General features: G+C 71.7%; 11 protein-coding genes. 3 read left to right on the plus strand and 8 right to left on the minus strand.

What is annotated here, in order from left to right; genetic code table 11:
• Window positions 1–24: 24 nt before the first annotated feature.
• From ACZ7MX_RS31305 to ureA, 3 genes are all read right to left on the minus strand, one after another.
• A complete protein-coding gene (locus ACZ7MX_RS31305; protein WP_472136914.1) occupies window positions 25–1,065 on the minus strand; it encodes an agmatine deiminase family protein in 1,041 nt (346 codons plus the stop codon).
• Window positions 1,066–1,129: 64 nt separating this feature from the next.
• On the minus strand, window positions 1,130–2,818 hold the full coding sequence (locus ACZ7MX_RS31310; protein ID WP_472136916.1) for an urease subunit alpha: 1,689 nt from the start codon (window positions 2,816–2,818) through the stop codon (window positions 1,130–1,132).
• The gene (gene ureA, locus ACZ7MX_RS31315; protein WP_472136918.1) at window positions 2,815–3,519 is read right to left on the minus strand and encodes an urease subunit gamma; all 705 of its coding nucleotides are present in this window, start codon (window positions 3,517–3,519) and stop codon (window positions 2,815–2,817) included. Before ureA ends, ACZ7MX_RS31310 begins: the two co-directional genes overlap by 4 nt.
• A 258-nt stretch (window positions 3,520–3,777) precedes the next feature.
• Between ureA and ACZ7MX_RS31320 the strand changes: the two genes are divergently transcribed.
• Entirely contained in the window at window positions 3,778–5,232 is a 1,455-nt protein-coding gene (locus tag ACZ7MX_RS31320; RefSeq protein WP_472136920.1) for a cytosine permease, read from the plus strand.
• Between the two features lie 100 nt (window positions 5,233–5,332).
• Here ACZ7MX_RS31320 and ACZ7MX_RS31325 read toward each other — a convergent pair whose 3' ends face one another.
• The 3 genes from ACZ7MX_RS31325 to ACZ7MX_RS31335 form a co-directional block, all read right to left on the minus strand.
• Complete coding sequence (locus ACZ7MX_RS31325; protein WP_472136921.1) at window positions 5,333–6,421, minus strand: branched-chain amino acid aminotransferase; 1,089 nt, start codon at window positions 6,419–6,421, stop codon at window positions 5,333–5,335.
• Window positions 6,422–6,729: 308 nt separating this feature from the next.
• On the minus strand, window positions 6,730–7,770 hold the full coding sequence (locus ACZ7MX_RS31330) for a 3-isopropylmalate dehydrogenase (RefSeq protein ID WP_472136923.1): 1,041 nt from the start codon (window positions 7,768–7,770) through the stop codon (window positions 6,730–6,732).
• Between the two features lie 185 nt (window positions 7,771–7,955).
• The gene (locus tag ACZ7MX_RS31335) at window positions 7,956–8,087 is read right to left on the minus strand and encodes a hypothetical protein (RefSeq protein WP_261955507.1); all 132 of its coding nucleotides are present in this window, start codon (window positions 8,085–8,087) and stop codon (window positions 7,956–7,958) included.
• Between the two features lie 345 nt (window positions 8,088–8,432).
• Between ACZ7MX_RS31335 and ACZ7MX_RS31340 the strand changes: the two genes are divergently transcribed.
• Window positions 8,433–9,044, plus strand: a complete 612-nt coding sequence (locus tag ACZ7MX_RS31340) for a Uma2 family endonuclease (RefSeq protein ID WP_472136925.1) — start codon at window positions 8,433–8,435, stop codon at window positions 9,042–9,044.
• Between the two features lie 66 nt (window positions 9,045–9,110).
• Here the strand turns inward: ACZ7MX_RS31340 and pruA are convergent, their stop codons facing one another.
• Both pruA and ACZ7MX_RS31350 read right to left on the minus strand, forming a co-directional pair.
• Window positions 9,111–10,742: an L-glutamate gamma-semialdehyde dehydrogenase gene (gene pruA / locus ACZ7MX_RS31345; RefSeq protein WP_472136927.1), complete on the minus strand. Its 1,632-nt coding sequence runs from the start codon at window positions 10,740–10,742 to the stop codon at window positions 9,111–9,113.
• Between the two features lie 74 nt (window positions 10,743–10,816).
• A complete protein-coding gene (locus tag ACZ7MX_RS31350; RefSeq protein WP_472136929.1) occupies window positions 10,817–11,743 on the minus strand; it encodes a proline dehydrogenase family protein in 927 nt (308 codons plus the stop codon).
• A gap of 205 nt (window positions 11,744–11,948) precedes the next feature.
• On the opposite strand from ACZ7MX_RS31350, the gene ACZ7MX_RS31355 reads away from it, so the two are divergent.
• Complete coding sequence (locus ACZ7MX_RS31355; RefSeq protein WP_472136931.1) at window positions 11,949–13,223, plus strand: PucR family transcriptional regulator; 1,275 nt, start codon at window positions 11,949–11,951, stop codon at window positions 13,221–13,223.
• Window positions 13,224–13,479: the final 256 nt, after the last annotated feature.

The following is a 13,479-nucleotide window of genomic DNA, read 5'->3' on the forward strand; positions in this document are numbered from 1 at the left end:
GGTCGGCTGGACGGGGCCTGCTGGTCAGACCCTCGGCTGCTGCTGGGTGATGCAGTGGATACCGCCACCCGCTGCGAAGATCGTACGGGCGTCCACGAGCGTCACGGTCCGTCCGGGGAACAGCCGGCGGAAGATCGCGGCCGCCTCCTCGTCCCGCGGGTCGTCGAAGGCGCACAGCACGATGCCGTCGTTGCACTGCAGGTGGTTGATGTACGAGTAGTCCACCAGCTCGCCGTCTTCCTCGATGACGGTGGGCGCGGGGATCTCCACGACCTCCAGCGGGCGGCCCTTGGCGTCGGTGGCGGCGCCCAGCAGCTTGACGATCTCGTTGCAGAGGGCGTGGTCGGGGTGGTCCGGGTCGGGCTGGGTGTGGACCATGACGACGCCGGGGCGGGCGAAGGCGGCGACGATGTCGACGTGGCCGCGGGTGCCGAACTGTCCGTAGTCGGCGGTGAGGCCGCGCGGCAGCCAGATCGCCTTGGTGGTGCCGACGTGGGCGTGGATCTCCGCCTCGACCTCTTCCTTGGTGCGGTCGGGGTTGCGGCCCGGGTCGAGCTGGACGGTCTCGGTGAGCAGGACCGTGCCCTCGCCGTCGACGTGGATGCCGCCGCCCTCGTTGACCAGGGGGGTGGCGTAGCGGCGGGCCCCGGCCAGCGCGCCGACCTCCTCGGCGATCTTCTCGTCGAGGTCCCAGCGGGCCCACTCCTGGGCGCCCCAGCCGTTGAAGACCCAGTCGGTGGCGGCGAGGTTGCCCTTGCCGTCGGTGAGGAAGGTCGGGCCGATGTCGCGCATCCAGGCGTCGTTCAGCGGCCGTTCGACCAGCTCGATGCCGTCGCCGAGCAGCGCGCGGGCGCCGGCCAGCTGGCCCGGTCCGGCGACGACGGTCACCGGCTCGTACCGCCGCACCGCGCGGGCGACCGCGGCCCAGGCCCGGCGGGCCTCGGCCAGCGTCTCGCCGCCCTCCTCACCGAAGGTGAAGTTGGGGCCGGGCCAGGCCATCCAGGTGCGCTCGTGCGGTGCCCACTCCGGGGGCATGGCGAAGCCGTCGGCGGCGGGAGTGTTCATGTGGGGTCCTTGGGAGGGAGCCGGTGCGGTCAACGGAGACCGGTGTGGTCGGGAAAGCGGTGGGTCAGAGGAAGTACAGGCGCGACAGCGAGACGGTGTCGGCCGGCTCGGAGCGCATCGGGTCGCCGTCGAGGGTGACCAGTCCGCTGCGGGCGTCGACCTGGACCTGCCCGACCCGGGAGTTGTGGACGAGGCTTGCGGGGCCGATGCCGCGGGTGCCGCGGACCGCGACCCGGCGGCGGCGGGTGGGCATGTGGTCGTTGCCCTGCTCGACCGCGGCGCCCGCGACGAAGGCGACGGAGATCTCGGCGGGCGTCGCGCCGTGCGCCCCGAACTGCGGGCCCAGCACGAGGGGTTCGCAGGTGTCGGTGGCGGCGTTGGGGTCGCCGGTGACGCCGTAGGCCGGGAAGCCGGACTTCAGCACCAGCTGCGGCTTGGCGCCGAAGAACTGCGGGGTCCACAGCACGATGTCGGCCATCTTGCCGACCTCGATCGACCCGATCTCGTGCGAGAGGCCGTGGGCGATGGCGGGGTTGATGGTGAGCTTGGCGATGTAGCGCAGCACCCGGGCGTTGTCGTCGTGCGGGCCGTCACCTTCCATCGGGCCGAGCTCGGCCTTCATCTTGCCGGCCATGGCGAAGGTGCGGCGTACGGTCTCGCCGGCCCGGCCCATGCCCTGGGCGTCGGAGGAGGTGATGCCGATCGCGCCGAGGTCGTGCAGGACGTCCTCGGCGCCCATGGTCCCGGCGCGGATGCGGTCGCGGGCCATGGCGGCGTCGCCGGGCAGGTCGGTCTTCAGGTCGTGGACCGAGACGATCATGCCGTAGTGCTCGGCGACCGCGTCCCGCCCGAAGGGGAGGGTGGGGTTGGTCGAGGAGCCGATGACGTTGGGGACGCCGGCCATCTTCAGGACGTTGGGGACGTGCCCGCCGCCGCAGCCCTCGATGTGGAAGGCGTGGATGGTGCGGCCGTCCAGGACGCGCAGGGTGTCCTCGACGGTGAGGCATTCGTTCAGGCCGTCGCTGTGCAGGGCGACCTGGACGTCGTGGTCCTCGGCGACCCGCAGCGCGGTGTCCAGGGCGCGGGCGTGCGCGCCCATGTCCTCGTGCACCTTGAAGCCGCAGGCGCCGCCCTCGGCGAGCGCCTCGACGAGCGGGGCGTCGCCCGAGGAGGAACCGCGGCCGAGGAAGCCGATGTTGACCGGCCAGGCGTCGAAGGCGTTGAACGCATGCCCCAGCGCCCAGGGGGAGTTGACGCCGACGCCCCACACGGGGCCGAATTCCTGGCCGATGATCGTGGTCACGCCGGAGGCCAGCGACGCCTCCATGACCCGCGGCGAGAGCAGATGGACGTGGGTGTCCACGGCGCCGGCGGTGGCGATCATGCCCTCGCCGGAGACGATCGAGGTGCCGGTGCCGACGACGACGTCGACCCCGTCGAGGGTGTCGGGGTTGCCGGCCCGCCCGATGGCGTGGATGCGGCCCTCGCGGATGCCGATGGACACCTTGCGGATGCCCTGGACCGCGTCGATGACCAGGACGTTGCTGATCACCACGTCGCAGGTCTCGCGGACCGCGGCGGCCTTGAGCAGCAGCCCGTCCCGGGCGGTCTTGCCGAAGCCGGCCAGGAACTCGTCGCCGGGCTTCTGGGCGTCCGACTCGACCCGGACGACCAGGCCCGAGTCGCCGAGGACGACCCGGTCGCCGGCGCGCGGGCCGTGCACCGACGCGTACTCGTGGGGATCGATGCTCATGCCTGCTCCTCCGCTCCCAGATAGCCGCAGGCGGCGGCCCGCCGCAGCGCTTCTTCCTTCGCGCCCGGTGCGTCCAGCGGGCCGTCGACGAGACCGGCGAAGCCGATCGCGATCCGGTCGCCGCCGATCGGCACCAGACCGACCTCCGAGGTGCCGCCGGGGTCGAACCGCACCGACGAGCCGGCCGGTACGCACAGCCGCATGCCGTATCCGGCCGCGCGGTCGAACTCCAGGCGGGGGTTGGCCTCGAAGAAGTGGAAGTGGGACGTGACGCTGATCGGCACCACCGCGGTGTTGCGCACGGTCAGCACCACCGCGGGCGCCGGCTCCGGGTCGGCCGGGCCGGGGAGCACGGCGCCGGGCGCGGGAGCCGCGCTTTCGTCGCGCTCCCCCGCCGCGGCGCCGATCGGGTCGGTGACCACCGCGAGCCGGGAGCCGTCGTCGAAGACGGCCTCCACATGCACCTCGGTGACCACGTCGGCCACGCCCGGGAGGACGTCGTCCGGGCCGAGCACGCTGCGTGCCGCCTCGATGGCTTGAGCGAGGCGGCGCCCGTCCCGCGCCGCCTCGCAGACTGTGTCCGCGATCAACGCGGTCGCCTCGGGCACATTCAGCTTCAGTCCGCGGGCCCGGCGCGTCCGCGCCAGCTCGGCCGCGCCGAACAGCAGCAGCCGGTCGCGTTCCGTCGGGGTCAACCGCATCCCGTCCCACCTTCCCGCTCGATTAGAGCATCACTCTAACCATGAAATTGGTCAGCACGGAAGCATTGACCTACGGCATGGGCATGAGTCACATTGAGCGCTGTTCTAAATAAGCGGTGGATAGAGCGCCGCTCTAAACGATCTCGCGGCGGTCCCGCGGCGCGATTCCTCGCTCACTCACGAGCACTGTCCACACACGGAGCACGGCAAGCGGAGCACTGCTCACACACTGCTGTCCGGCCTCTCAGGGGAGCCCTCATGCCGATCGAACAACGCGGAGTCGACACCATCCCGGACGAGGAGCGCACCAGCGGTCCCCGGGACCTCATCTCGATCCTGCTCGGATCGAACCTCGCCCTCGGCGTGGTGATCTTCGGCTGGCTCCCGGTCTCGTTCGGCCTCGGCTTCTGGGGCTCGGTCAGCTCGCTGGCCGCCGGCACCCTGGTCGGCGCCGTGCTGACCGCGCCGCTCGCCCTGGTCTCGCTGCGCAGTGCCACCAACCTCTCCACCAGCAGCGGCGCCCACTTCGGCGTGCGCGGCCGGCTGATCGGCTCGGTCATCGGCCTGCTGCTCTCGCTCGGCTACACCGCGCTGACGCTGTGGGTGGGCGGCGACGCGATGGTCGGCTGTCTGCACCGCCTCCTGGGCCTGCCGGCCGACGGCGCGTCCTACGCCGTCGTCTACGCCGTCCTGGCGGGCTGTACCGCCATCGGCGCGGTCTACGGCTACAAGGTCCTGCTGCGGCTGAGCAAGGTGCTCTCCGTCGGCCTGACGATCCTGCTGGTGGTCGGCGTCCTCGCCTACGCGCACCACTTCACCACCGGCCCGGTGCACGGCGTCCCGTACGCGCTGGGCGGCTACTGGCAGACCTGGCTGCTCTCCGCGGTCTCCGCCGGTCTGAGCGGCCCGATCGCCTTCATCACCCTGCTCGGCGACTACAGCCGCTACATCTCGCCGCGCCGCCACTCCTCGAAGAAGGTCTTCACCGCCACCTACCTCGGCCTGGTCATCGGCCTGCTGGTGCCACAGCTCTTCGGTACGTTCAGCGCGCTGGCGGTCGGCGCCGGCGACGACTACGCGGGCCCCCTGGTGGCCGGCGCCCCGGCCTGGTACCTGGTCTTCCTGCTGCTCAACGCCTCCGCCGGCTCGGTGGGCAACTCCGGGCTGATGCTCTACAGCATGGGTCTCGACCTCGACGCGATCCTGCCGCGGGCGACCCGCACCCAGGCCACGTACGTGGTCGCGGGCGTCTCGACCGCGCTGGTCTACGCCGGCCACTTCCTGTGGGCGGCGCAGGACGCCATGACGTCCTTCGTGCTGCTGATGACCGCGATCGGCACGCCCTGGGCCGTCATCACGGTCATCGGCTTCGCGCGCTGCCGCGGCAACTACGACGCCGACTCGCTCCAGGTCTACAACCGCGGCACCCGCGGCGGCGTGTACTGGTACAAGGCCGGCTGGAACGTCCAGGCCACCGTCGCCTGGGCGCTGGGCTCGGCCGTCGGCCTGCTGGGCGTGGACACGCCGTTCTACCAGGGCCCGCTGCTGGCCCGCACCGGCGGCATCGACATCAGCTTCCTGCTGGCCGCGGCCGTCGCCGGGCTCGCCCACCTGCTGCTCACCGCCCGCCAGCCGCGGCCGGTCCCCGCGCTGCGCAGCCTCGCCACTCCCCCGCCGGCCGCCGCACCGGAGGCCCCCGCGGAGGTCGGCTGACCCCGCCCGGTACGGCCGAGGCCGCCCCCGACGGTTTCGTCGGGGGCGGCCTCGGCCGTGTCCGGGCGGGCGCCGGCCGTCGCCGGTCCCGCCGCCGGGGTCAGCCCAGGGGGTGCATCCAGCCGTGGGTGTCCTCGGCGACGCCGCGCTGGATGTCCAGCAGCGCCTCGCGCAGCTTCAGCGTGACCTTGCCGGGCTCACCGTCGGACTGGGTCCACTCGGCGCCGTTCCGCTTGACCGTGCCGACCGGGGTGATCACCGCGGCCGTACCGCAGGCGAAGACCTCGGTGAGGGTGCCGTTCGCGGTGTCGGCCTGCCACTGGTCGATGGAGACCCGGGCCTCCTCCGCCTCGAAGCCCAGGTCGCGGGCGACGGCCAGCAGCGAGTCACGGGTGATGCCGGCGAGCAGCGAGCCGGTGAGCGTGGGGGTGATGATCTTGTCTCCGTAGACGAAGTACAGGTTCATCCCGCCGAGTTCCTCGACCCACTTGTGCTCCACGGCGTCGAGGTAGGCGACCTGGTCGCAGCCGTGCGCCGCGGCCTCGGCCTGGGCCAGCAGCGACGCGGCGTAGTTGCCGCCGGTCTTGGCGTCGCCCATACCGCCGGGCACCGCGCGCACCCGGTCCTCGGAGAGCCAGATGGAGACCGGCTTGACGCCACCGGGGAAGTAGGCGCCGGCCGGCGAGGCGATGACGACGAAGAGGTACTCGTTGGCCGGCTTCACGCCCAGCCCGACCTCGGTCGCGATCATGAACGGACGCAGGTAGAGCGACTCCTCGCCGCCGTGCGCCGGCACCCAGCCCTTGTCCTGCTGGACGAGCAGGTCGCAGGCCTCGATGAAGGTCTCGACCGGCAGCTCCGGCATCGCCAGCCGGCGCGCCGACGCCTGGAAGCGGCGGGCATTGGCGTCCGGGCGGAAGGTCGCGACGGAACCGTCGGGCTGGCGGTACGCCTTGAGGCCCTCGAAGATCTCCTGCGCGTAGTGCAGGACGTTGGTCGCCGGGTCGAGGGAGAGCGGCCCGTACGGCACGAGCTGTCCGTCGTGCCAGCCGCGGCCCTCGGTCCACCTGATCGTCACCATGTGGTCGGTGAAGTGGCGGCCGAAGCCCGGGGCGGCCAGGATCTGCTCCCGCTCCGCGTCGGACAGCGGGTGCGAGGAGGGCTTGAGCTCGATCGTGGGCGTCGTCATGTATGCATGTCCTTCACTGCGTGGTCCGCGCCGGGCGGTTGGCGGTTGCCGCGTACGACGGGATCTTGGCGTACCGGTCGTTACTGGGACGTCCGAGTTTCCCCGCGGACGGCGGCCCCTCTTCCGATTATCGCTCGGGGGTGTCCGCCGCCGTACGCGCGTATGCGGTCTCCGGGTCCGATGGTCGCATCCCGCCCGGCGTTAGCACAGGGTCGACCGGCGGGAGGCCGGCGGCCGGGAATGCGGACAGCGCCGGAACCCCGTGGGGGCCCGGCGCTGTCGGTGCGTCTCTGCGTGCGCTGCGGGCCTCAGCCCGCTACTCGTGCGGCGAGCGCGTCGCCGATCTCGTCCGTGCTGCGGGCGGTGCCGTCCCGGGCCTCCAGGTCGGTCGCGACGGCCGTCTCGATGCGGGCCGCCTCGGCCTCGTGACCGAGGTGGCGCAGCAGCAGCGCGACGGAGAGGATCGTGGCGGTCGGGTCGGCCTTGCCGGTGCCGGCGATGTCCGGCGCGGAGCCGTGCACCGGCTCGAACATCGAGGGGAACTCACCGGTCGGGTTGATGTTGCCGGAGGCGGCCAGGCCGATGCCGCCGGTCACGGCCGCGGCGAGGTCGGTGAGGATGTCGCCGAAGAGGTTGTCGGTGACGATCACGTCGAACCGCTCGGGCTGGGTGACGAAGAAGATCGTCGCCGCGTCGACGTGCAGGTAGTCGGTGGTGACCTCGGGGTACTCCTGGCCGACCTTGTCGAAGATGTTCTTCCACATGTGGCCGGCGTAGACCAGCACGTTGTTCTTGTGAACCAGCGTCAGCTTCTTGCGGGGGCGGGCGTTGGCCCGCTCGTACGCGTCCCGGACCACGCGCTCGACGCCGTAGGCGGTGTTCACGCTGACCTCGGTGGCGACCTCGGCAGGGGTGCCGGTGCGCAGGCTGCCGCCGTTGCCGGTGTACGGGCCCTCGGTGCCCTCGCGGACGACGACGAAGTCGATGTCCGGGCGACCCGCCAGCGGCGTGGCCGTGTTCGGGAAGAGCTTCGACGGGCGCAGGTTGACGAAGTGGTCGAAGGCGAAGCGGAGCTTGAGCAGCAGCCCGCGCTCCAGCACGCCGGAGGGGACGGACGGGTCGCCGATCGCGCCGAGCAGGATCGCGTCGTGCTGCTTGAGCGCCTCCAGCTCCGCGTCCGGCAGGGTCTCGCCGGTGGCGTGCCAGCGCCTGGCCCCGAGGTCGTACTCCTTGGTTTCCAGCTTGACGTCCTGCGGCAGGACAGCGGTCAGGACCTTGAGGCCCTGGGCCACGACTTCCTGGCCGATACCGTCACCGGGGATCACTGCGAGGCGAATGCTGCGAGACATGGTTGGACCCTACTCTTCGTCCCATGGATTGACACGTAACGTCCGCCATGCGGACACGCCCGGAGACCACGTCCACGGGCGGCCCGACCCCTCAGTGACAGATCAGCCGGGCGGCGGAGCACCGGATCCGCCACCAGCAGCGGCACGGTACGGACGCCCGGGCACCACTCTGTGCGCGGAACATCTCAGTGCCCGGTGGAGCCGCCGTTGTCCCGGCGGTCGAGGGCGCGCTGGAGGGCGGCCGCGGCGTTCCTGCGGTCGGCGTCGTTGGTCGTACGCGCGGAGTGGCGGGTCCTGCGGACAGCGGTCTCGGCCATGATTCACGTCTCCAATGCCAAAGCCCCGAGAACGGATGGGACACGTCGATCCAGAAGCGGGCCGGAAAGGGCGGGGGCCCCGGCGCAACAGGGGTCACCTGCGCACACGCACCGGGCCACATCCGCAGTCGCTCGATGGAGCGTTACGTTCGGCTCCTACAAAGCTAGGACAGCCGGGCCGTGATGTCTGCACAATTACTTGGGCTTCCTACTATCTGAGACGGATTCCGCGTACTCGAACGAGTGATCCACGGACATCCGCAGCTCGCGGGGGGGTCTCGCCTGGCTAGCGTCGCGTTGTCGCTCGCGCAGGACGGCCGAGCCCACACCGCACAGGAGGCGCCCGTGACCACAACGCCCGGCCCCGATCTGGACGAGACTCTGTGGCAGGCATGGAAAGCCATGGCACTCCCCGAGGGCTTCCACGCCGAGATCGTCGAGGGGTTCATCGAGGTGTCGCCCACCGGCCACCACCGGCACAGCAAGGTCGGCAACAGGTTGCGCCGGGAACTGAGCCGGTTCCTGGACGGGGAGTCGAAGCCCTACGTGGTCAACAACGCCCTGAACGTCATCCACGAGCGTCAGAGCTGGGTCCCGGACGCCGTCGTCTGCCACGAGGACGACGACGGGTTCGTCACCGATGACGGGATCGGCCTGGCCGCCCGTGGCGTGCGGCTGGTGGCGGAGGTGGTCTCGCCGGGCCAGAGCGAGGAGCGCGACCGGGTCCGCAAGCGCCGCGCCTATGCCCGCGCCGGCATCCCCGTCTATGTGCTGGTCGACGACCAAGAGGGTGGCGGCAGCGTCACCGTGCTGGCCCAGCCGGCCCCCGAGGAGGCGGACTACCGTCAGAGCCACCGGGTGCCGTACGGGACCGAAGTGACCATCCCCGAAGGCCCCGCCAAGGGATTCGTGATCGGCCAGGCGATCACCGGCCCGCCGCGGAACACCCGCAGCTGAACCCGAAGCCGACGGCCCGGCGCCCCCTTGTGAGGGGTGCCGGGCCGCCGTCGTGTCCCGGGGCGGTCAGCCCATGTGCGGGTAGCGGTAGTCCGTCGGGGGGACCAGGGTTTCCTTGATGGAGCGGGTGGAGGTCCAGCGCATCAGGTTCTGCTTGGCGCCGGCCTTGTCGTTGGTGCCGGAGGCGCGGCCACCACCGAAGGGCTGCTGGCCGACGACGGCGCCGGTGGGCTTGTCGTTGATGTAGAAGTTGCCCGCGGCGAAGCGGAGCTTCTCGCAGGTGGCGGCGGCCGCGGCGCGGTCCTGGGCGATGACGCAACCGGTCAGGCCGTACGCCGAGGCGGACTCCATCTGGGTGAGCATCTCGTCGTAGTCCGCGTCGTCGTAGACGAAGACGCCGAGGATCGGGCCGAAGTACTCGTCCTTGAAGATCTCGTTGTCCGGGTCGGTGGAGACCAGGACCGTCGGGCGGACGAAGTAGCCCTCGCTGTCGTCGTACGTGCCGCCGGCCACGACCTCGATGGTCGGGTCGGCCTTGGCGCGGTCGATCGCCGCCTTGTTCTTGGCGAAGGACCGCTCGTCGATGACGGCACCCATGAAGTTCGACAGGTCGGTGACGTCACCCATGGCGAGCGACTCGACCTCGGCGGCGAACTCCTCCTTGAAACCGGCGTTCCACAGGGAGGCGGGGACGTACGCGCGGGAGGCCGCGGAACACTTCTGGCCCTGGAACTCGAAGGCGCCACGGGTCATGGCGGTCTTCAGCACGGCGCGGTCGGCCGAGGGGTGGGCGACGATGAAGTCCTTGCCGCCGGTCTCGCCGACCAGACGCGGGTAGGTCTTGTAGTTCTCGATGTTCGCGCCGACCGTCTTCCACAGGTACTGGAAGGTCTTGGTCGACCCGGTGAAGTGGATGCCCGCGAGGTCCGGGTGGGCCAGCGCGACCTCGGAGACGTCCTTGCCGTCACCGGTGACCAGGTTGATCACGCCCTTGGGCAGCCCGGCCTCCTCCAGCAGCTCCATCAGCAGCACGGCCGCGAAGGTCTGGGTCGGCGAGGGCTTCCAGACGACCACGTTGCCCATGAGGGCGGGGGCGGTCGGGAGGTTGCCGGCGATCGCGGTGAAGTTGAACGGCGTGATCGCGTAGACGAAGCCCTCAAGGGGCCGGTGGTCCGAGCGGTTCCAGACGCCCGGGGAGTTCGCCGGGGGCTGCTCGGCGAGGATCTGGCGCGCGAAGTGCACGTTGAAGCGCCAGAAGTCGATCAGCTCGCAGGGAGTGTCGATCTCGGCCTGCTGGGCGGTCTTGGACTGGCCGAGCATGGTGGCGGCGGCCAGCGTCTCGCGCCAGGGACCCGAGAGCAGCTCGGCGGCCCTGAGGATGATCGCGGCACGGTCGTCGAAGGACATCGCGCGCCACGCGGGGGCGGCGGCCAGCGCGGCGTCCACCGCGTCCTGGGCGTCCTGGACCGTGGCGTTGCCGTACGTGCCGAGCCGGGCTCCGTGGTTGTGCGGCTGGACGACGTCGAAGCGCTCGCCGCCGCCCATCCGGCGCTCGCCGCCGATGGTCATCGGCAGCTCCCGCGGGTTGCCGGCAAGCTCCTTGAGCTTGGCCTCCAGACGGGAACGCTCAGCGCTGCCGGGGGCGTAGGTGTGGACCGGCTCGTTCACCGGCACGGGGACCTGGGTCACAGCGTCCATGGCGGCCGTTTCTCCTTCGGTGGTCGGTTCGTACGTACGTAAAGGGGGGCCGGGGGGTCAGCCCCGGGTCGCCGTCATCCCCGGGTCGCGAGCGACCGCAGGAAGAACGCCAGGTTCGCGGGGCGCTCGGCGAGCCGGCGCATGAAGTATCCGTACCAATCGGTGCCGTACGGGATGTACACCCGCATACGGTTCCCCTCGGCGACCAGGCGCCGCTGCTCCGCCTCGCGGATGCCGTACAGCATCTGGAATTCGTAGTCCGCCGGCTTGCGGCCGTTGCGGTGTGCCAGCTCCTGGGCGATGGCCACCATCCGCGGGTCGTGCGACCCGATCATGGGGTAGCCCTTGCCGGCCATGAGGATCTTCAAGCAGCGCACATAGGCCCGGTCGACCTCCCGCTTGTCCTGGAAGGCGACGGTCGCGGGCTCCTTGTACGCCCCCTTGACCAGTCGCACCCGGGAGCCTTCCCCGGCGAGCGCCCGGCAGTCGTCCTCGGTGCGGAAGAGGTAGGACTGCAGCACCGCGCCCGTCTGGGGGAACCGCGCACGCAGCTCGGCGAGGATCGCCAGGGTCGAGTCGACCGTGGTGTGGTCCTCCATGTCGAGGGTGACGGTCGTCCCGGCCTCGGCGGCCGCCTCGACCACCGGAGTGACGTTCTGCAGGGCCAGTTCGTGGCCGCCCGGCAGCGCCTGGCCGAAGGCGGACAGCTTCACCGACATCTCGGCCTTCACGCCGAGCCCGTGCTCCTTGAGGGCTCCGGCCAGCCGGAGGTAGGCGTCGCGGTTGCGCAGCGCCTCCGCCGGGTCCGTGATGTCCTCGCCGAGGTGGTCGAGCGTGACCTCCAGTCCGCGCGCGGCCAGATTCCGCACCGCGGCCATGGCCTCGTCCAGGCGCTCGCCGGCGACGAACCGTTCCACCACGGGTCGGGTGACCGGAGCGGCCGCGACGACGCGCCGGATGCTGTCGCTGCGCGCGGCGGCGAGGAGCACGGGACCCAGCATGGGGCACCTCCACATTCAGGGTGACAAGTACCGGGCGCGCCGGGCAGGGTCGGACGCGTCGGCAAGATTGAGCCACCTGAAACTTAAGGATCGCGCCACTTGGCGGCCATCGACAGCTGTCACGCCTTCGTGGCCGGGATCTCAGACAGATGTATGAGAATGGGAGCGGGGGGACCACTGCGACAGGAGAGGAACCGAACGGCGGATGCGGGGCGACTACCAGCAGCTGGTGGACGAGATCTCGGCGGCGCTCGGCGCACCGGCGACGCTGGAGGACCGGGACTTCGGGCTGATCGCCTTCGGCGCGCACGAGGGCGAGGACGACGAGGTCATGGACCCGGTGCGGACCCGGTCGATCCTGCAGCGCCGTTCCTCCGCCGCGGTCCGGGCCTGGTTCGAGGCGTTCGGGATCGCCCGGGCCACGACGCCGCTGCGGATCCCGCCGGACCCGGCCGCCGGCGTCTTCCGCGGCCGGATCTGTCTCCCTGTACGCCACCGGGGCGTGGTGCACGGTTACGTCTGGCTGCTGGACGACGGGCACCTCACCGACCTGGCCCTGGGCGGCCACGGCACCCCGCCCGACCCACGGATCGCCCAGGCGATGGAGAGCGCCGCCCGGATCGGCGCACTGCTGGCCGAGGAGGCCCGCGCCGGGTCCGAACTCGGCGATCTGCTGCGGGAGTTGCTGACCGGCCCGGACGCCGGCCGGCCGGCCGCGGCGACCGCGCTGCGCGACGCCCTTCGCGACACCCTGCGCTTCACCCCCGGCCTGCCGCTCACCCTGGTCGCGGTGACGCCCTGGGACACCTCGGACACCGACGCGGCCCCGCTGCCGAGCCTGCCCGGCCTGCTCGCGGCGTGCGCGCTGCGCTCCCCCGGCGGTCCGGCGGGCGCGCCGGGCCCGCCCACACTGGCCGCGCTGGTCCGGCTGCGGGCGACGGGCGGGTCGGCCCCCGCCCGTACAGTGGCGGAACACCTGCTGCGCTCCCCGCGGGCGGGGAGCGCCCCGGCCACCGCGGCTCCGGCCGGGCCCGGACGGTCCGGGACCGCCCGGCGCTCCGCCCCGCCCCGCCCGGGCGCGGCCGGCATCGGCAGCGCCACCCGGGAGCCGGCCGAACTCCCCACCTCGTGGCAGGAGGCCCTCGCCGCGGCCCGCGCGGCCCGCGCGGAACCCCGGCTGGGCCCGGTCGCCCACTGGGACACCATCGGCTCGTACCGCATGCTGACCGCCCTGCCGGTCACCGATCCCGACCCCGCGATCGGCCCCCTGCTCACCCCCGCCCACGCCGAACTCGCCCGCACCACCGAGGTGTTCCTCGACTGCGCCGGCCAGGCAAGCCGAACGGCCCAGCTCCTGGGCATCCACCGCCAGACCCTCTACTACCGCCTCGGCCGCGTCGAAAAACTGACGGGCCTGGACCTGGACGACGGGGAGCATCGGTTGCTTCTCCATATGGCCCTCAAAGCGGCGCGTCTGTAGTTCCCCCCCCCCACGTACCTGTCTGTCCCGCCGCGGGGCTCGCTCGCCGTTGCGCTTTGCGGCGCCCCGCACGTACCAGTCTGCGGCGCCGCGGGGCTTGTTCGCCGTTGCGCGCTTTGCGGCGCCCCGCACGTACCTGCCTGCTGCGCCGCGGGGCTTGGTCGCCGTTGCGCCTGCGGCGGGCTGGGTTTGTGGTGGGTGCGGTGACGGGCCTCCGGGGCCGGTTGTGTGGACTGCTGACGCTTTACGTCCACAC

The organism is Streptomyces sp. NPDC107765 (assembly GCF_055657085.1).